The sequence below is a fragment of the Faecalibacillus intestinalis genome (assembly GCF_003024685.1).
Lineage (GTDB): Bacteria > Bacillota_I > Bacilli_A > Erysipelotrichales > Coprobacillaceae > Faecalibacillus > Faecalibacillus intestinalis.
The window spans coordinates 1-20,757 of sequence record NZ_PYLQ01000028.1 but is presented as its reverse complement, the minus strand read 5'-3'; the positions used below and the strand labels follow the sequence as shown (position 1 = coordinate 20,757).

21 protein-coding genes are annotated in these 20,757 nt (G+C 28.8%); 3 read left to right on the top strand and 18 right to left on the bottom strand.

Going from position 1 to position 20,757, the window contains the following annotated elements:
• Positions 1-18 precede the first annotated feature (18 nt).
• A complete protein-coding gene (locus C7U54_RS15635; protein ID WP_081919121.1) occupies positions 19-93 on the bottom strand; it encodes a YjcZ family sporulation protein in 75 nt (24 codons plus the stop codon).
• Positions 94-226: 133 nt separating this feature from the next.
• Between C7U54_RS15635 and C7U54_RS13360 the strand changes: the two genes are divergently transcribed.
• The 3 genes from C7U54_RS13360 to C7U54_RS13350 are packed head-to-tail and all read left to right on the top strand — an operon-like array spanning position 227 to position 2,586.
• Entirely contained in the window at positions 227-1,222 is a 996-nt protein-coding gene (locus C7U54_RS13360; RefSeq protein WP_022002256.1) for a peptidylprolyl isomerase, read from the top strand.
• Positions 1,222-2,130: a peptidylprolyl isomerase PrsA family protein gene (locus C7U54_RS13355; RefSeq protein ID WP_107030617.1), complete on the top strand. Its 909-nt coding sequence runs from the start codon at positions 1,222-1,224 to the stop codon at positions 2,128-2,130. The genes C7U54_RS13360 and C7U54_RS13355 overlap by 1 nt, the downstream gene beginning before the upstream one ends.
• A gap of 54 nt (positions 2,131-2,184) precedes the next feature.
• Positions 2,185-2,586, top strand: a complete 402-nt coding sequence (locus C7U54_RS13350; RefSeq protein WP_107030616.1) for an HIT family protein — start codon at positions 2,185-2,187, stop codon at positions 2,584-2,586.
• A 20-nt stretch (positions 2,587-2,606) separates the two neighbouring features.
• Here the strand turns inward: C7U54_RS13350 and C7U54_RS13345 are convergent, their stop codons facing one another.
• From C7U54_RS13345 to C7U54_RS13265, 17 genes are all read right to left on the bottom strand, one after another.
• Positions 2,607-3,500, bottom strand: coding sequence for an SPL family radical SAM protein (locus C7U54_RS13345; RefSeq protein ID WP_022002259.1), 894 nt, complete (start codon positions 3,498-3,500; stop codon positions 2,607-2,609).
• 115 nt (positions 3,501-3,615) lie between these two features.
• Entirely contained in the window at positions 3,616-5,232 is a 1,617-nt protein-coding gene (locus C7U54_RS13340; protein WP_022002260.1) for a putative polysaccharide biosynthesis protein, read from the bottom strand.
• A 78-nt stretch (positions 5,233-5,310) separates the two neighbouring features.
• Positions 5,311-5,934 carry a nuclear transport factor 2 family protein gene (locus tag C7U54_RS13335; protein ID WP_022002261.1) on the bottom strand — a complete coding sequence of 208 codons (624 nt, stop codon included), beginning with the start codon at positions 5,932-5,934 and terminating at the stop codon, positions 5,311-5,313.
• Positions 5,935-5,996: 62 nt separating this feature from the next.
• Positions 5,997-7,424 carry a 6-phospho-beta-glucosidase gene (locus C7U54_RS13330; RefSeq protein ID WP_107030615.1) on the bottom strand — a complete coding sequence of 476 codons (1,428 nt, stop codon included), beginning with the start codon at positions 7,422-7,424 and terminating at the stop codon, positions 5,997-5,999.
• 92 nt (positions 7,425-7,516) lie between these two features.
• Positions 7,517-8,221 (bottom strand): MurR/RpiR family transcriptional regulator, encoded by a 705-nt coding sequence (locus C7U54_RS13325; protein ID WP_022002263.1) that lies wholly within the window; start codon positions 8,219-8,221, stop codon positions 7,517-7,519.
• 50 nt (positions 8,222-8,271) lie between these two features.
• On the bottom strand, positions 8,272-9,165 hold the full coding sequence (locus C7U54_RS13320; RefSeq protein ID WP_107030614.1) for an ROK family protein: 894 nt from the start codon (positions 9,163-9,165) through the stop codon (positions 8,272-8,274).
• Positions 9,166-9,190: 25 nt separating this feature from the next.
• Positions 9,191-9,826, bottom strand: a complete 636-nt coding sequence (locus C7U54_RS13315; protein WP_022002264.1) for an RDD family protein — start codon at positions 9,824-9,826, stop codon at positions 9,191-9,193.
• Positions 9,827-9,838: 12 nt separating this feature from the next.
• Positions 9,839-11,257, bottom strand: coding sequence for a 6-phospho-beta-glucosidase (locus C7U54_RS13310; RefSeq protein WP_022002265.1), 1,419 nt, complete (start codon positions 11,255-11,257; stop codon positions 9,839-9,841).
• Entirely contained in the window at positions 11,250-12,587 is a 1,338-nt protein-coding gene (locus C7U54_RS13305) for a PTS sugar transporter subunit IIC (RefSeq protein ID WP_022002266.1), read from the bottom strand. The genes C7U54_RS13310 and C7U54_RS13305 overlap by 8 nt, the downstream gene beginning before the upstream one ends.
• Before the next feature lie 162 nt (positions 12,588-12,749).
• Positions 12,750-13,460 carry a MurR/RpiR family transcriptional regulator gene (locus tag C7U54_RS13300; protein WP_022002267.1) on the bottom strand — a complete coding sequence of 237 codons (711 nt, stop codon included), beginning with the start codon at positions 13,458-13,460 and terminating at the stop codon, positions 12,750-12,752.
• Between the two features lie 59 nt (positions 13,461-13,519).
• Entirely contained in the window at positions 13,520-14,071 is a 552-nt protein-coding gene (locus tag C7U54_RS13295) for a DUF3793 family protein (protein ID WP_022002268.1), read from the bottom strand.
• Between the two features lie 2 nt (positions 14,072-14,073).
• A complete protein-coding gene (nrdI, locus tag C7U54_RS13290) occupies positions 14,074-14,424 on the bottom strand; it encodes a class Ib ribonucleoside-diphosphate reductase assembly flavoprotein NrdI (RefSeq protein WP_022002269.1) in 351 nt (116 codons plus the stop codon).
• A gap of 168 nt (positions 14,425-14,592) precedes the next feature.
• Positions 14,593-15,096: a DUF4351 domain-containing protein gene (locus C7U54_RS13285; RefSeq protein WP_022002270.1), complete on the bottom strand. Its 504-nt coding sequence runs from the start codon at positions 15,094-15,096 to the stop codon at positions 14,593-14,595.
• 84 nt (positions 15,097-15,180) lie between these two features.
• Positions 15,181-15,933 carry a hypothetical protein gene (locus tag C7U54_RS13280; protein ID WP_022002271.1) on the bottom strand — a complete coding sequence of 251 codons (753 nt, stop codon included), beginning with the start codon at positions 15,931-15,933 and terminating at the stop codon, positions 15,181-15,183.
• A gap of 404 nt (positions 15,934-16,337) precedes the next feature.
• Positions 16,338-18,269, bottom strand: a complete 1,932-nt coding sequence (locus C7U54_RS13275) for an oxidoreductase (RefSeq protein ID WP_032091436.1) — start codon at positions 18,267-18,269, stop codon at positions 16,338-16,340.
• Between the two features lie 125 nt (positions 18,270-18,394).
• The gene (locus tag C7U54_RS13270; RefSeq protein WP_032091437.1) at positions 18,395-19,192 is read right to left on the bottom strand and encodes a MerR family transcriptional regulator; all 798 of its coding nucleotides are present in this window, start codon (positions 19,190-19,192) and stop codon (positions 18,395-18,397) included.
• 473 nt (positions 19,193-19,665) lie between these two features.
• Positions 19,666-20,757 (bottom strand): site-specific integrase (locus C7U54_RS13265; protein ID WP_107030613.1); only part of this gene is annotated, 1,092 nt, incomplete at its 5' end.

Here is a 20,757-nt window from a genome sequence, read left to right as displayed (position 1 = left end):
CAAATTGCTAAGCATTTTTTATAACATATTACAAATAATCACTAATAAAATAAAAAGTACTAAAACAAGCGTAAAAGAATTTTCACACTTCATATAAACCCCTCCCTTATATCCTTTTAGTATAAATTATGTAATAAATATGTTTGACCGTGTGTTTTTGCCCATAATATTGAAATAAGTGGGAAAAAATAGTATACTTTTTAAGTCTACAAGAAGGAGGAAAATTATGAAATTAAAAAAATGTGCTGCCTTATTACTTGTAAGTAGCTGCCTTTTGACTGGATGTACAACTTCATCAGCAAAAAAAGTTGATTCAAAATACGTTGTTGCATCTTTAGAAAAAGGAAATAAAACAAAAAATATCTTTGCTGATAATTTATATAAAGATATTATTGATAATTCAAGTAATAATTCAACAGTCTTTAATGCTGTATTACAAAACTTAGTTGATCAAAAATTCCCTGTCAACGATGATATGAAAGAAGATGCTGCTACAATTATTAAACAAATTAAATCAGCATATAAATCTAATTATGGTGATAACTATAAAGATTCATTAAATCAAGCTTTAACATCTGCAGGATATAAGAATTTATCTGAATATCGTCAAAAAATGATCAAACAAATTCAATATGCTAATTTCTTATTAGATTATATTGATGATCATTTTGATGATGTCTTTAATGATTACTATCAACAATGTGCTCCAAAATATGTAAGTTTAATTAAAATTTCTGTATCTGATACAAGCTCACCTACAGATGATGAAACTTCTAAATTAAATGAAGTTAAAGAATTAATCAGTAATACGGATAAATCATTTGGAGATATTGCTCAAGATTACTCTAATGATTCTACTTCAAGTAAAAAAGGATCATTAGGTATCGTTGATAGTAAAGATACTTCTGGTATTGCTAATAGTTATGGTAAAGATGTCTTTAATGCTATTGAAGCATTAAGTGAAGGACAAGTTTCTGATGTTATTACTGGTGATAATGGATATTATTTTGTAAAAGTAACAAGTACTGATAAAAAAACTTTAAAGAAAGAATTAAAGAAAACTGATATTGATTCTCCTTTATTAGCTTATGATGATTATTTACAATATGTTGTCTATAATTCTTATAAAATCAATTATAAAGATAAAGATATTAAAAAAATCGTTCAAGAAGTTGTTAATAAAGCCTTAGAAGAAAGAAAAACAGAAAGAGGTGAAGCCTAATGAATTCATTAAAAGATAAGCTTTACCAATATAGATTATTAGTTATTATCGTATGTATTTGTCTTATTGGTGGTTGTGGTTATGGTCTTTATAAAAGCTTTAACAAAAAAGATGATTCCTATGTAACCCATGTAAAAGATGGTGATTCAGCAGTTGTTAAAACAGGTGATGTAACAATTACTAAAGATGATCTTTATGAATATTTCTTAGATAATGATGGGTTAAATATGACTTTAAACAGTGCTATCAATTATGTAGCTGATCAAGAAATCACTGACGAAGATGCTATTAATTCTAAAGTTGAAGAATTAAAACAACAATACCTTCAATATGCTGGTACAAGTGATCTAGAAACTTACGCTAAAGATGCTGGCTATGAAAGTGAAGACGATTTTGTAAAACAAATTTTAGAACCTAATGCAAAAATTCAACTTCTTCAAGAAAAATATGTTGAAGATAATTTCAAAAGTTTAGTTAAAGAATATAAAGTAAAATATCTTAAATATTTTACGATTGATACTGAATCACAAGCTTTAAAAATTATTAAAGATTGTACAAGCGAAGAATCTTTCACAAATTATTTTAATGAAAATAGTGGAACAGATGCTGGTTTAGTTACAAAAGAATCAAGTAGTGTTGATTCTAAAATCATTAAAAAATTAGATAAATTTACAAAAGATGGTATTTATGCAAAAGCAATTAAAACATCTGAATCTAAATATGCAATTGTTTGGGTTTACAATACGGATAAATCAAATTTAAAAGATGAAATTAAAAAAAGTTTAACTTCTATTTCTAATTTTTCTACAAAATGTGAAACTTCTTATTTAAGAAAGTATAACTTTGATGTTTATGAACCATCAATCAAAAAGAAAATAAAAAAATCTTCTAAAGATTATTTTGAATAAGGTCTCGACCTTATTCTTTTTTTGTTTTAAAATAGAGCTATGGAGGAAAAGAAAATGAGTAACTGTATTTTTTGTAAAATTATTAATAAAGAAATTCCTGGAAAAATCATTTATGAAGATGATGTATGTATTGCTTTTTTAGATTTATCACAAGCAACTTATGGACATACCCTTGTTATTCCTAAAAAACATTTTGAAAATATTCTTGAAGTTGACGCACAAACATTGGCTCATGTAATGCAAGTCACTCAAAAATTAGCTAAACAAATCGTTGAAAAACTAAACGCTAAGGGATTGAATATTTTAACAAATACAAATGAAGTTGCAGGTCAAACCGTTCATCATTTCCACGTTCATATTTTACCTCGATATGATGAAAAAGAACTTGTTATTGAATTTAATGATCATAGTCAAGATGTTGATTTAGATGAAGTTTATCAAAAAATTGTAAAATAAAAAGATGGTTTTCCATCTTTTTAGAATAAAGAAAGTTGTTCAAAGTCATGAATATCTTTCTTTTTTATTGGTGTTTTTTCTTCAAATTCTTGTAAATATTCAAATATTTCTAAGTAATTACACATCATTTGATATTCTTGGCATTTTTTAAAGAATAAATTCATTAAATCCCTATTATGCGGGCTATTAAGCGTATATTGATCATTATACGTCATTTGATACTTTTCTTTCATACCAGGGAATAACCGATCTAGTTGCTTATAATAATATTCTCTGCTTCCCTCTCTTAACGTAACTCCCATACCAAAACAAATAATTCCTTTAACTCCTGCTTCATGACATTCTTCTAAAATCTTTAAAATATTTTCTTGACTATCATTAATAAAAGGCAAGATTGGTGTTAACCAAACAATTGTGGGAATCCCATTTTTATGGAGTTCTTTTAATACTTCTATTCTTCTTTGAGTTGTACAAACACCTGGTTCTAACTTTTGACATAAATTTTCATCAAATGTTGTAAGCGTCATTTGAACAACACATTTTGTTTGTTGGTTAATTTTCTTTAAAAGTTCCAGGTCTCTTAAAATTAAGTCTGACTTCGTAATAAGTGTTACTCCAAAATGATATTGTTCAATAAGTTCTAAAGCTTTTTGTACATGCTTTAATTCTTTTTCTAAAGGCATATATGGATCACACATAGATCCCATTTGAATCATACATTTCTTTCTTTTATGTTTTAAACCATTTTCTAATAAAGAAAGCGCATTTTCTTTAACTTCTATATCTTCAAAGTCATGTTCAAAATGATAACACTTGCTTCTTGAATCACAATAAATACAGCCATGTTGACATCCCCTATATAAATTCATTGTATTATCATTAGATAAAATTCCTTTTACTGCTTTATAATGCATATTATAACCCCCATTGCTTATCATTTTAACATAAATTAAAACAATAAGTTTGTCATATTTCAAAAAATACATCAAAAAATTGGATTTAAAAACGATTTTGTATTTCAAAAATCGTTTATTTTTTCATTATTCTCTTAATTTTATAATAAAGTGTTTTCATATAAGGAATTTCAAACAAATAAGCTGGATGTTCCCAATAAATATACATAATCATTATAAAATAAACAAATACGCCTACAACAACAGATAAAATAAGAGGTAAAAAGACTCTATGAGTAAGTGTAAATAAACCATAATAAACACCTAAAACAATCGCTCCCATAACCAATGAAGCTAATAAAGGAATCACATAAGTTCTTTTTATTTCTTGTTTATAGCCTATTTTTTGACGTAAAGCTTTTTGATTTAAATAACATACTTGAAGCGCATATGTACAGTTACCAAGCACTAAAACATAAACCCCTAAAGGTGTAATAAACAATAATAACGCAATAATGATGATGTGACAGACAAGTGAAAATGCTGCATTTCTTAATGGAACATTCACTTCTCCTAAAGCTTGTAAAATCCCATTTGTAAGTGTTGATAAACCATAAAAGATAATCGCTGGAGATCCTAAAGCAAGCAATAATGTAGCTGTCATAATTGTCTCTTTTTGAGGAAATAAAACACCCATGATTGGATAAGATAATACTGCCATTCCTACTGCCGCTGGAATTAAAACCAACATTGTTACTGATAGCCCAGATGTAATATGTACTTTTGCTTCTTTAACATTTCCAAGTGCCCAAGCAGATGAAATAGAAGGAATAGAAGCTGTAGACATCGCTGAAGCTAGAGCAACTGGCACATTTTGTAAAACAACATATTTTCCTGCATAAACACCATAATTTGAAATATAAGTAATTTTATCAATATGATGAAATGATTGAGCAAAATAGAAAATATACATATCGATCGTAGTGACTAAATTATATACACAAGTTGCTAGAATGATGGGTGCAATAATATGCATGATCATTCTAAAAATTTCTTGATACGAATCTACTCGTTCACTCGCTTCTTCATCTTTTTCTTCTACAAAAGTATTTTTCTTTTTTAAATACATAAAAATCATGTAGATCAAACCAACTAAAACACCAGCCCCTGTTCCAATTGCAGAACCAGCAGCACCATATGATCCTACTTTTGTTGCATCTACACCAAGATATGGTTGAATAAAAATATATGCAGCTAGCAATGCAACAACTGCATTAAAGATTTGTTCAATGATTTGTGAAACAGATGTATAAACCGTTGTTTTATGTGCTTGAAAATATCCTCTAAATACTCCTAATAAGCCCGATAAAAAAATTGTTGGACATAAGACCCTTAGTGCAGGAACAGCATTAACATCCACAATGAATGGCGCCAAGATAAATAATAAAATTGCTGCACTCCCAGCAATGGCACAAACATAGATAAATACACATTTTAATATTCTTTTAACATTTTTATATTCTTTTAAAGCAATCTTCTCTGATATCAATTTAGAAATAGCTGTAGGAATACTATACGATGAAATAAGTAAAACTAACGCATAAATATTATAAGCTGTTGAATAATACCCATTTCCTTCGTCTAAAATCATCGCAGTTAAAGGGCTACGATATAAAAGCCCAATGATTCTAACTAAAATTCCTGCAAGTGCTAAAATTGATGCTTGTTTAACAATTGAATTAGAACGACTCATAACGACCTCACTTTCCAAAATTCATTATAACAAATATTACCATAAAACAAAATAAGCAATCTTATGATTGCTTATCTTTTATTCATCAATACCTGTAATGATCCATTTGTCATTTTTCTTTTCTAAAGTAAATGTTGCTGTTAGTTTTTCAGTAGGTGCGCTTTTATATGTTTCTGTCATGCTTTGATAAAGAATAGGTGCAATACCATCATATACTTTAATTTGATATGCTGATAGACCTTCTTCTTGATAGACTTTAGCAAGTTCATCTTGATGTTCTTCTACATATTGTTGTGCAGTTGTGTTTAATTCACTTTGATCAAAAGATACTTGTGAGTAATCTTTTTGTTTTCCTGTCACTTTAACTGTTGTTTTATCCCCATCTGCTTTGATATCTTTAATTTTGATATCTGTAAATAAATCTTTGAAAATAGCTTTTTTGAATTTATTTGTTTCATCAACAAAAACTTTACCATATTCTTCTTCAGTATATTGGCTTAATTCTTTTTCCATTTTTTCAAGATCCATTTCTGATAAAACATCTTCACTCGCTACCTTTTTAAGTTTTGTAATGTCGCATTCCTTTACATAATCAAAAAAGTTTGTTACAACTTCCTTTTGTTCATCTGTTGATGAAGAAGCACCACATCCAGCAACAAATACAAGTGCAAATACGCACATTAACTTCATTAACTTTTTCATACTATTCTTATCCCTCCATAGGATAATTATATCATAAAAAAAGAATGAGGACATCCCCATTCTTATAATTCTTCTCCGTTTGTTTCGATAACATGTTTATACCAATCAAATGATTTCTTTTTACTTCTAGAAAAATCACCTTCATGATTATTATTATAGTTAACATAGATAAATCCATAACGTTTATCATATTCACCAGTTGAAGCTGAAACGATATCAATTGGAGACCACATTGTATATCCAAGTAAATCAACACCATCATATTCAACAGCATCTTTCATTGCTTGGATATGTTCTTTTAAGTAATCGATACGGTATTGATCATCAACTGTACCATCTGCTTCTTTTTTATCGTAAGCACCAAAACCATTTTCAACGATCATCATTGGAAGTTCAAAACGGTCATTAAACCAGTTTAGACACCAACGTAATCCAAGTGGGTCAATTTGCCATCCCCAATCTGATGCTTTTAAGTATGTATTTCTTACGAAATCTTCAGGTACATAATCAAATGTTTTTTCATTACGTCCTTGATATTTTGTCGCAAATGACATGTAATATGAGAATCCAATATAATCTACTTTACCTTCAGCTAAGATTTTCTTATCTTCTTCAGTAATGAAATCATATCCTTTTCTTTCAAATTTCTTTAAGATATGACGAGGATAATGACCTCTAGCATGTACTTCTACATACCAATATTTTTGATGCATTGCACCTAGAGCATTCATTACATCTTCTGGTTTTGGTGAAGCTGGATAAACACCATTCATCCCAATCATACATCCTACTTGTAAATCAGGATTGATTTCATGTGCTGCTTTTACAGCTAATGCTGAAGCCACTAATTCATGATGTGCTGATAAATACATTAAATATTCTGCATCGTCACCTTCTTGAAGTAAAACAGCACCTTCTTGAATTAAGTTATGTTGTGTCGCATCAGCTTGGTTATTGATTTCATTGAAAGTCATCCAATATTTTACTTTATGTTGATATCTTTCAAAACATACTTTCGCAAATTTAACGAACATATCAATTGCTTGACGATTTCTAAATCCACCATATTCTTTAGCTAATGCCCAAGGTAATTCAAAGTGTGATAATGTAATAACAGGTTCAATACCATATTTATGACACTCATCAAATAAATCATCATAGAATTTTAAACCTTCTTCATTTGGTTCTTTTTCATCTCCTCTAGGGAAAATACGAGTCCATGCAATAGAAGTTCTAAATGCTTTAAATCCCATTTCTGCAAACAAAGCAACATCTTCTTTATAACGGTGATAGAAGTCAACACCTACATGGTTTGGATAATCTTCACCTTCAATAATACCATCAGTTAAACGTCTTGGCGCACCTGTAACGTTATCTCCTGCAGTTTCGACATCGCTACAGCTGATTCCTTTTCCACCTTCTTGCCAAGCACCTTCACATTGATGAGCAGCAACTGCTCCACCCCATAAAAAATCTTCTCTAAATCCCATTCTATTTCCTCCTTAAAATACACATCTATCATACCATTTTTTAGTACCGTTTTCATTAGTATAATAAAAATTGGTAAAGAAAATTTTGCCAACTATAAACTATTTGCTAGACACTCTAAAATATACAAAACAGGAACTTGGGTTACAGAATTAGCATAATATTTATCTTTTACATTAGGTAAATGGTAATTGATACATAAATCAGCCATTTGAGCCGCTTTATTATGACTATTTTCAGAAATTAAAATGACCTTCGTTCCATAACTTTTTAAATTCTGTATTCTTCCTAATACCTCTGTTGTATTTCCTGAAACCGATAAAATAATTGCGATCGCTTTTTCATAAAAATCAAGTCGCATACTAAAATCTTCTATATATAACGATCGTATTCCTTTTCGATTAAACAAACCATGGCCATATTGTGCAAGAATGCCTGATAAACCAATTCCATAAAAAATAACATCTCTTGCTTCTTTAATTAAAGCTACTGCCTCTTGAATTTCTTGATAAAACATCTCATTATCAACACTATAAAAAAAATTAAAAATATGTTCTAATTGAAATGTATTGGTATTTACTTGTTCATGTTCTTCTAATTTTAAATAAGCTTTATATTCTCCAAATCCTTCAAAGCCTAATTTTTGGCAAACTCTTGTAATCATAGCTGTTGATACATGTAATTGATTTGCTAGATCTTTTAATTTCATTGAAATAACCATGTTTTTATTTTGTATTAAATAAAAATAAATATCATATTCTAAAGGATTTAAATTTGTTATTACTTCATTTACTTCCATTTACATCACCAAATACATTTTACTAAAAAAAAACTACTAATCAAGTATGATTAGCAGTTATATATCTTTTTATAGTTTGCAAGTGCACCTATTAAATTTGAATCATTATCATATTTACAACGAACAATGTTTACTTGAGGAATTGGAACATCAATTGACTGATAAATCTTATCCAGTGATTTTTGAAGATATTCTAATAAAATTGGTTGTTTACTAATACCTCCACCAATAGCAATTTTATCAGGATCAATAACTGCTTGTAAATTATATAACCCTGTCGCTGTTATATTACAAAATTCTTCTAAAGCTTTTAAAGCATCTTTATCTCCTTGATTACAATATTCAAAAGCTTGTACACCATCAATTTCTTCTACTAATCCTTTAGCTTTAGCTATCATTTCAACCAATGTAAACGCTCCAAAATCAGTTCCCCATTTATTTTCAAAGCCTAAATTCTTTTTCCAATCTATTGATAAATAACTAAATTCTCCAGCAAAGCCATGAACACCGGTAAAGACTTTATCTCCAATAGTTACACCTCCACCGATACCAGTACCAATAATACAAACAGCACCTACTTGGCTGTCTTTTAAACTGCCATAAACAACCTCGCATAAAGCTGCACATTTAGCATCATTTTCAATTGTTAAACGATCTGTTGTAACTGATTTCAACTCTTTTAAAATGTCAACATCTTGATTATAAAGTAATGCTCCTGGTATTTGCATTTTATTCGTTTTTTTATTAATTAAACCAGGAAGTGACATAGCAATTCCATCTACACGTTCTTGATATTTTTGATAAAGATTTTGAACTTCTTTTTTGAAATCTTCTAATGATGTTTTAGGTGTTGGTACTTGCCCTTTTTCAAGAAACTCTAATTCATCATTCATTAAAGCATATTTGATTGCACTTCCACCTACATCTAATACTAAATATTCCATAACTTTCCTCTAAAAGAAAATCAGGCTACTTACCTGATTTTCTTTTTACTTTCTTTCTTTTCTTTTGATAATATGTATAATCATTGCTTTCAAGATATACTTCTCGTGTATCAGCAAATAGATCATGTAACGGTCTTCTTGATTTTAAAACAATCATTAAAATCACTGAAATAAGTGTCATAAATATTCCAAAATAAGCATAATACTTTGGAATATTTAAACCTGTTACAACTTGTAATAATTGATGTAATATATTACTTGAAGTAAATACACTTCCTTCAACTAATAAAATCATTATAAATTGTCGAATAAATAATTGTTTATTTGTTACTTCATCATAATTATTTGCAATAATTTTTAAATGAAAGATTTTTTTCCCTAATGTTTGTCCTTTAAAAACAAACATTGGAACTAAAACATAATATCCACTAGCAACAATAAATGATAGACTTCCAGCAATGATATTGTAAGGTGCATGAAAGATGGATAAATTTTGAGGTATATACGTTGCATCTTGATGTAACATCATATAAATAACAATCACTGGTAAAGAGGCAATCATTCCTCCAATATACCAATCAAAAGCATAAGATAAAATTCTTCTAATCCATCCTATATCATTAGGAATATCTTTTTTTAGTTGTAGAAAGTAATTGTTCATATAATTCTCCTTTTATAACACTTCACCGTTGGTTTCAATAACTTTTTTATACCATTCAAAAGAATCTTTTTTACTTCTTTTTAATGATCCTGAACCATCATTATTTTTATCAACATAAATAAATCCGTAACGTTTTTTCATTTCTCCAGTTGAAAAACTTACACAGTCAATACAACCCCAAACAGTATATCCTAATAAATCAACACCGTCTATATCTACAGCTTTTTTCATTTCTTGAATATGTTCTTTTAGATAATCAATACGATATTGATCATGAACTGAACCATCAACTTCTTTTTGATCGATTGCACCAAAACCATTTTCAACAATAAACATTGGAAGTTGATAACGGTCATATAACCAATTTAATGTATATCTAAGACCTTTAGCATCAATTGGCCATCCCCATTGTGTTTTTTGAATATAAGGATTATCGCATAAATCATTTTCTTCATCATAATCAAGATTAATATTACCATCACCTTTTGTTGCAAAAGACATGTAATAACTAAAACCTATATAATCAACACAACCATGTTTTAAGGCTTCTAAATCTTCTTGAGTTAAATCTAAATCATATCCTTTTCTTTTAAAGAATGATTTCATATAACCAGGAATAATTCCTCTAGCATGAACGTCTAAATACCAGAAACGTTTATGATTCGCTCCTACAGCTTTTAACATATCGTCTGGATTACATGAATAAGGATAGATTGGTGTCATGGCCATCATACATCCAATCATTAAATCAGGATTGATTTCATGTGCTATTTTTACAGCTTTTGCACTAGCAATTAATTCATAAAGTGCTGCTTGATAAACAATTGCTTCACGATCTTCTCCTTCTTCAAATAAAATACCTGAGTTTGTAAAAACTGCCACATCTGCTTTATAGTTTGCTTGATTATTGATTTCATTGAAAGTCATCCAATATTTGACTTGATGTTGATATCTTTCAAAACATACTTTCGCAAATCTTACAAAACAATCGATCAGTTTTCTATTTCTCCAACCACCATATTTTTTTACTAAACCATAAGGCATTTCAAAATGGCTTAAAGTAATAACGGGTTGAATACCATTTTTTAATAATTCATCAAACATCTCATCATAGAATTTTAAACCATCTTCATTAGGTTCTAATTCATCCCCTTGAGGAAAGATTCTTGCCCAAGAAATAGATGTTCTAAAACATTTGAATCCCATTTCTTTAAACAAAGCAATATCTTCTTTATAATGATGATAAAAATCAATAGCTTCATGATTAGGATAAAATTCATTAGGTAAAATCGTATCTGTAATTTGTCTTTTTTTACCAACACCCCCAACTGTCATCATATCTGAAACATTGAGACCTTTTCCTTTTTCATTATAGCCACCTTCTACTTGGTGAGCAGCAACAGCTCCACCCCATAAAAAATCCTTACGCATTTTCTGCTCCTTCTGCTTTTAGGGCTGCTTTTGTACTTGCGATAACAAATGGTAAATAAATTAAAGTACTTACACCAACACAGACAAAACCAATAACTAAAGCCATGATATTATTTGCTCCTGAACCTAAGAAAGGAATCAAGAAACCTGGTGTTGTCCATGCAACACTATAAGCAACTGGTGGAATGATTTTAATGACACATACACAGAACCATCCAATAATGTTACATACGACCGGTGATAAAATAAATGGAACAATATACATTGGATTCATAACTAATGGTAAACCAAAGATAATTGGTTCATTGATATTAAATAAACCTGGTGCAAGTGACATTTTACAAATTTGATATTGTGCCTTATTCTTTTTACCAACAATAAATGTTGCAATAATTAAACCTAAAGTTGCTCCGGAACCTCCTGTATTACCAAAAGCATCATTAATAGATCCCCAGTTAATTGGATAAGGGGCACCCCATGCAGTTCCATGTGCAGCTACATAAGCTAAGTTCATATTTTGTTGTTCTGTAAAGATCACTGAACGTAATGCATTTAAAGTGTTTGGACCATGGATTCCTAAAACCCATAAGAATTGTTGTACAACAACAAAAACAATAATTGTTCCCATTGAGCTTCCTAAGCTTGTAAGTGGTGCTTGAATCATGTTATAAATCAATACTTGAATACCATCACTTGTAATATTATTGAAAATAAAGTTAAGAACACCTGTAACCGCTAGAACAATCATAATTGGTAATAATAAATTAAATGATTGAGATACTGCTGGTGGTACTTGTTCAGGCATTTTAATAACAAGTTTTTTGTTATTCCCTAAACGTGTTAATAATTCAGCGACAAATAAGCCAACAAATAAAGCAACAAATAAACCTTGTGCTCCAAAATATGTAGTCATTAAACCACTTCCAGATTTATCAGCAAAATTTCTTGCTGCTGGATATAAAATGAAATAAGCAGCTAAAGCTGTAATTCCACATAAAACTTGATCTCCTTGCATTTCTTGTGCTAATTGATAAGCTACTAGAAAAGCAATTAAAATTGCTAAAATATTTGTTGTCCCATTAATAACAGAACTCAATACTGCTTGATAATCAGCTAAATTAGGAATTAAATCTCCTAAATGTAATAAACTTGCAACAAATCCTGTTGGATCTAAAAATACATAGTTTATTAATAATACCATCGACCCTGCCATTGTAAGCGGGAATGATAAAGTAAAAGCATCTCTTACTGCAGCAACATGTCTTTGACTATTAATTTTTGCAGCAAAAGGAACAAAGAATCGTTCCATGAACGCTTGCATTTTTTCCATATAATTTCCTCCATTAAATATTTATATTTGGCCAAATGATCAAGATATCTTCTTGATACAAAAAAAGAATATCACGCTTATATTTTTCATTCAATAAAATTGTAAGCGCTATATTCTATGTTACATTTCTGTTTTTTGTTATTTTAAAAAAACGTTTGTTTTTTAATCGTTACGTGCTAATCTTTCAATAATAGCAACTGCAAGAATTTGACTTGTCAGATCTATTTGATCAATATTATCTATTTTTAAAAAGTAAGGAATAGATATATCACTCATTAAAGCAAGCGGTGATTTCATATTGGCTGTAATAGAAATAATACAGGCGCCAAATGTTTTACACGACTCTACAATACGAAGTAATTCAGGTGTTTTCCCGGATATAGACAAAGCGATAATAACCGTATCTTCCATTGAAGCATTAATACGCATAAAAGGATCATTGATAACATTGGCATATTTTCCAGCACTTGAAAAAATACGTGCTCCATATGCTCCTATCAATCCTGAATTTCCAACACCTGTAAAAATCAAATTATTATGATTGCCTATCATCACCTTGGCAAGATGTAATTTTTCTTGATAGTATTCATTGTCTAATTGAATTAAAGCACCTATAACTTGTTTATCATCATATATTCTTTTAGATTCTCTTGATTTTCTTTCTTGCAAGCGATAAGCTAATTTAAATTCTTTAAAACTTTTATATCCCATTTTTTTTACATAATTTAAAATAACAGTTGTAGAAACTTGTACTTTATCTGCTAGTTCTCTAATTGTCATAAAAGGAAATTCTAGTGAATGCGCTAAAATATATTGATATACTTTTATTTCCTTTTCATTTAATTTTTCAATTGCTTTTTCTTTTTCTAACATAACTTTCACCTAAAAACATTATAAACAAAAATAAAAATTGGTAAAGAATTCTTTACCAATTAGACATATCTGCATATTTGCTCAACGCTTTCTCCTTGATTAAATCTTTTACATAATTCATGTGTACATTTATGATATTTATCAAATGTATGCTGACAATTTTTAACATGACTATAAACTTTCCAATAACCAACACTTAAATGTTCTTTCCCTTCAATGAAACCTAAAACATCTGTCATAGGATATCCTAAAAACAAACCGATTTCATGAGGAAAATCATAATCATTGAGGCGTTTTTGTAAATCTAGGATAAGAGTATCTAAAGATGTACAATTGTAATCATATTGTTTAAAGATATTTTGGATTTGTTTACATGCGCATAATTTATTTAACTTTTCTTTTTGATAAACATAAATCATAGAACGTTCTTTTATTTTAAGTACTTTTAAATAAATATCTTTTTTATTTAAAAGTTCATTATAATATTGGATACATTCTTCTAAATCGTCAAGATCATTTAAATTATAAATACATGCAACTTTAAGTTTTGTAAGTGTTGGTGAAGCATAAAAGATTAATCTTCTTTCAAATTCGTGAGCAGACAATGGCATAATTAAGCAATCACTTTTTTGATAGCTTCGATATCTTCGTCACTACCATCATTTTCTACTTTATATAAGCATGGTACATTATATTGTTCAGCAATGACATCTCCTGCTTTACAATAAGCTTCTCCATATCCAGTATCACCACTTACAACAACTCCTTTTAAATGTTCACTTTGACTTTGTAAGAATTCATCTACTTCGTAAGGAACATCTCCGAAACCATCAGTATAAGTAAATAAGATATAGTCTTCTTCTACTGTTTCACTTCCATCTTCAACTTTTAAAGCATCTTCAATTCCTAATTTAGAAATAATACTTTCAACATTTCCTGTTCTTGATGCATATACGACTTTCATTTTCTTCCTCCTTTAGTTAGCTACAACTAACTCACGATATTATGTTAGCATAAGCTAACTTAACTGTCAAATATTTTCATTTCTAGTTTGTCTTATCTAATAAAATATATACAAAAAGCTATAAAGAATTTCTTGATTGACAAGATTAGATTCTTTATAGCTCATCTTTTAATTCATTAAATTTAAAACATCTTCTTCACTATTAATATTAAAGATATTTAATGTAAGTTCATTCAATTTTTCTAGCGATGTTTCTGTAAGTTGTTTTTCTAAAGGACTTGATAAAGTTCCTAGTTTCACTTTAAGCAGTTCTTTTAAAGTACTTTGTTTTTCTTCTTGTCTAACTTTTTTAATTCCAATACTTTCTCCCTCGTTTCTCATTCTTTGAAATAATTGATTCATTGCTATACACATATTGATTTCATCTCCTCCTAGTAAGTCTTCTTCTTTAATGTCTGTATGCGTAAAGATGGCTGCCATCTTAAAACTCTCTGCACAGATCATTCGATTTTTTCTTAATCCTTCATAGTCTCCTTTAAGCATACTTTGACTGATCTCTACTATTTCTTTTAATCGCTGACTTTTAAGTATTCTAGTATCTCTTTTTTTATATTGATGTAAGGAATTTTCTTGATTTAATTGTATTATATGTTTAATGATAATTTGTCTCATATTTGTTTCATTTCTATTATTATTTTATCTTCTTTTTTCCTTCTTTCAATGGACGGATAGTCCAATAAAAAAGATGCTCTACATTTAATTGTAAGCATCTTGATTTTCATCTTCATCTAAATAATCTTTATAATCTATACTAAAGAAACGATGTTGATTCATTTTCCATAAATTGGGATTAAAATCATCTAATTGATGATTAATAATAATTTCATTAATAAGTACAGACAATCCTAAAACATCTACTAATAAATCTGGTTGGTTTAATATTTGAATCGTATTAGCAACAAATATTTGAATCAAATCTGTTGGTTCATCTTGATCAAAGAATAAATCAACAGCTTCATTTATTGCATCAATATCACATTTTTTTATAGTTCCTACTGTTTCTACAAATATTTTATTTAACTCATAAGCTGCATCTTTATATGTGTCTAATTCCACAGAAATCATTTCTTCATTTAATTGTGGATTAAGCCTTATAAACTCTTGAATATATTCTTCTTTATATTCATTAATTGTATTAAAGATCGTATTCGTACATGCTGCTAAAACAGGTGCATCAAGCCCTATATGATGAACAAGTTGATCAAAAATATAATCAATTCTTTCAACATCATTATTTGAAATACGCTCATGATACATGATTTCTGTAAATTCATCTGTTAAATTTTGGATACGTTCTCTATTATTTGCATACGTACTGATTTCGTTTAATACTTTTTGATTGATATTATTCATTTCATAAATAATTGATGATTTTTCAACATCATCCATCATTGTTTCAACTTCACTTTTTTCAAATAAATCATTAATATTAATTTTAAATTGTTTCATGATTATCCCCTTTCAGTTATTCTTATTTAATCATATATTTAAAATAATGTGAATATTATCCGTATACTATTATATAACATTATTTCTCGATAATCATTAGCTAAATAATCCAAAAAAAGGGGATGTTACGAAATAATTTAAAATCATAACATCCTTTTTTGTTATAAATTCTAACTAAAAAATAGGATATTGATATCTTACCAATGATATTTATTTCCTACTAATTAATTTCTCAACGATAACATTTGAGGAATTATTGTAATTAGAAACAATTGCTTCTTATAGTAGTATAATTTTATTATATAGATATTTAAAATTCCTATTTTTAATATATTTTTATTCTACAAAAGAAAAGGCTGTATGAAATTAATTGTTTAATTTCGTAACAGCCCCTTTAATATCTATTATAATTTTAAGCCAACTTCTAAACCTTCTTTAGTTGCTGGAATAGCGCCACCTGCTTGTTTAGCACCACCAATGACATAGACTTCCTTACAATATTTTTTAGCAATTTCTTCTAATGGATTATATGATTTATAACCAAAAGCAGAGATGACTTGTACAGCTGGAATCGAAACTGTATTTCCACTTGCATCTTCTCCAATAACAGCAGTTTCTGTAATTTCTTTAACTTTAAATTGTGTTTTTACTTTAATACCTGCTTTTTGGATCATTTCTAATAGACATACTTTTGTCATGATCATCATATCATTTAAAATATCAGGTTGCATTTCTAACAATGTCACATCATGATTTTTTTCAGCTAGATAGTGAGCTGTTTCACCACCAACTTCTCCTCCACCACAAACAACAATAGGACCGTTAGAAATATCATATTTACCAAGTAGCATATCTTCTGCAGTAAATACATTTTTACCATCAATACCTTTAATTGGTGGAACCATTGGTTTAGCCCCTGTTGCAAGAATAATAGCATCTGGTTTAATTTCTTGAATCATTTCTTCACTTACTTCACTATTTAAATGTACAGGAACATTAAGAGCTTCTAAATTAGCACGATAAGAAGAAGTTGTAGTAGATAATTCACCTTTTCCAATTGGATATGCAGCTGATCTAAATTGACCACCTAAATGACTACTTGCTTCATATAAAGAAACATCATGACCTTTAATGGCTGCTGTTCGAGCAGCTACTAAACCTGCTGGTCCTCCACCAATGACCATTACTTTTTTAGGTTGAGTCGTTTTTGTTAAATCTGTTTCATATTCACGCCCTACTCTTGGATTAACTAAACAAGTGACACATCCTCCTGTTAATAATGGACCTTCACATCCTTGAAGGCATCCAATACAATAATTAATTTGATCAAATTTTCCTTCTTTAGCTTTTACTGGTAAATAAGGATCTGCTAAAGAACCTCTAGCCATTCCTACAAAATCACATTTATCCATTTCTAGTAAAATATCAGCCATTCCCGGTTCATTAATACGATTAGCTAAAATAACAGGAATTTTAACGACCTTTTTAACATTAGCAGCAGCTTCCATATTTAATGCATGTTTAGTAAACATTGGTGCAATAATTTGATCAATTGGTGCTGCAGCATAAACTCCATTTGAAACATGAATTGCATCAAAACCAACTTCTTCTAAATGTCTTGCAAGTTGATATGTTTCAGCTTCTGTACGTCCTCCTTGAACATATTCATTAGCTGAAATACGTACTTGAATTGGAAAATCTCCAACTTCTTTTCTCATAGCAGCAATAATTTCATCAACAATTCTTACTCTATTATCAAAACATCCACCATATTGATCTACTCTTTTATTGACATAAGATGATAAAAATTCAGCTAATAAATAACCATGAGCACAATGTAATTCAATTCCATCAAAACCAGATTCTTTACATCTTCTTGCTGCTTGACCAAAATCTTCAACAAGTGTATGAATTTCTTCAACAGTCATTTCTCTTGCTAAATCCATACAAATAGGATCTTTTGTTCCTGAAGGTGCTAATGGTTGAACATTACCATTAACCGCATGTGAACTTTGTCTTCCTGGATGATACATTTGACAGAAGATCTTAGAACCATGTTCATGTACACGACGTGTTAATTCTTTATTTAAAGCAACATGTTCATCTTTATAAAATCCTGGAATATATTGATATCCCTTTCCATGAGGTGTAACACTATAATCTTCAGTAATAATCATTCCCCATCCACCTTTTGCTTTTTCTTCAATATATGCCATATATCTATCTGTTAAAAAGCCATCTTCATCACAATAATTTGTAACCATTGCTGGTACGACCAATCTATTTGGGATCGTACAATTTCCTACTTTCATAGGTGTAAATAATTTTGTTATCATTCCTTTTTCCTCCTTGTAACCACTTATAGTATACGCCTTGAAAGCATTACAAGGTCAAGTACTTGTGAAATAATACACAAATAAGTAAAATAGCTTAAAAAACACAAAAAAACATTGAAATGATTTCAATGTTTTAAAGCAATTGGTATTTGTATTTCCATAATCCTTTGAAAATTTTCGCCTTCATAACCCCTACCTACAATAATTCCTCTAGGAGTTCCTACTATTTGATATTCATCTTTGATTTCATTTAATATATTTTCTAATTGATTTCTATTAAAACAACCTATTTCACCCATATCAATCATTGTACATAGACATAATTGCTTCTTTAAATACTTTTCATCTTTAAAAGAAAGCTGAAGTGATTCTATGTATCTCTCTTCCATTCCATACCACCAAGTTTCTTTCTCTTTTTCAAATAAGACCATAGATTCCACATAAACCATTCTTTCCTTGGAAAAAAGTAAATTCCTATTTTCAATAGATATTTGTAATTTATCATAGTCATCACCTTTTCCATTAGTTAGAAACACAAGTTGATATGCAGGAACATTTTTGACCCAATACTTTCCTAAATTAAATTTACATGTTTCGATTCTTTCTGCTAATTCTTTAACACGTTCTTTCAATAAAATTTTTTTAATAATATCTTGATCTATTTCTTGATAATATTGATACAAATGTTGTGCATAGTTTTCTAAATAATGTTCATTTAATAATTCAGAGATATCTTTGATTCCAAAATGAATTGATTGATAGCGAATAATTTCCATTAATAAAAAAACATCCATGACTGAATATGTACGATAATTATTATCTTCTTTCCTTGATGGTTTTAAAATACCTTGTTTTTCATAATAACGAATCATTTCTTTTGAAATATTCAATATTTTAGATACTTCACCTATTTTATATTCCATACGCAATTCCTCTTTCCATTTATATTATTGTATCATAAAAAAATATTCAATAAGTAATAATTGCTTATTGAATAATCTATTGTTTTAAAAATGGTGGTACTAATGAGATTCGAACTCATGATCTTACGTTCCGGAGACTAACAACCACCAATTTTTTTTGTTTAATTTTTTTCTCCAATCCCTTAAAATCTATATACACCAACACTTTTGAAGATTTCTTGGTCTCTTATAATTTTTCTAATTTTATCTATTTTTTGCTGTTTTTATGTCTTTGTTAGAAAACTGTTAGAAAACATCAAATTTTCTCGTTTAAAACATTTCTTCAAAAGCCTTGATTTTACTATATTTTCTAATTCATCCTCGATTAGATTCGAACTCATTTCTGCCCGCCATTGTTAGGAAAACCACTATTTTTAATAAATTTATAGTAATATAAGCTAAATTTCAATGAAAAAAATGGACCTGTAGTCCATTTATAAAGATAACATTTTCTTCAATTGTTCTCTTAATGCATCATTATTTTTTAGTATATCCAACAATTCTGATGCATCATCTTTTTCCTCTGTTTCATTAGAAGCATAAAATTCATCTTCAAACTTTGTAGCGTTAACTTTTCTATCTTCATCAATAATATGTGCATATCTTTTAGTTATCATATCGGCTGATTTATGACCAGTATCACCTTGTGTTGCTTTGATATCACCTTTACTTAATTTAAGTTTATAAGTTGCACTTGAATGTCGTAAAGAATGAAATACTACTTCTCGTAAGTTATTTACTTTTATAAACTTTTTAAATCTTTTATCAATATTTGTTTTTTCTATTGGTTTTCCATCTTCAAAACAAATAACAAGATTGTTATCATCATAGATACTACCAAGTTTCTTTTTTATATCATTTTGTTTTTTCTTCCACTCTTTTAACATGTAAGCAACTGTTCGTGGTATCCATACAGTTCTTACTTTACCATTCATCTTAAGTGATTTCAAAACCAATACTGTTTTACATTCTCTTTTTAATTGTGTATCAAATTGTTTATATATTTCATCCTTTGTTAAAACACCTATCATTTCTTTATCAATTCTAACAAATTGTTTATCTATAATTAATCTGGTATTATCTTTTTCAAAATCTTCATCTTCTATAAACACATTATCCCAAGTAAGTGCTAATAGTTCACCTATTCTCAGTGAACAAGAGAAGGACAAGTTTATGCACAAATATAATATTTGATCTTCACATATTTCTAAAGCATGCTGTATTTCCGTTGCTGTCCATATTTCTCTTTCCTTAGATTCACAATAAGGTAAATTACAATCAATGAACACATTTTTCTTTACAACTTCCCATCTAAGAGCTTGTCGCCATGCACATCTTAATAATTTTACTACTGATTTTATTGTGTTAGGCGATACATATTGAGGTGCATTTTTTCTTACACCATAATTCACATTTTTAGTTTTAGTCAATTTATTAATATATTGATCGACATTTAATGTTGAAAATGATTGGATTTTTTTATCACCTATAAGTGGATAAACATAGTTATTCAATAAACCTGTATT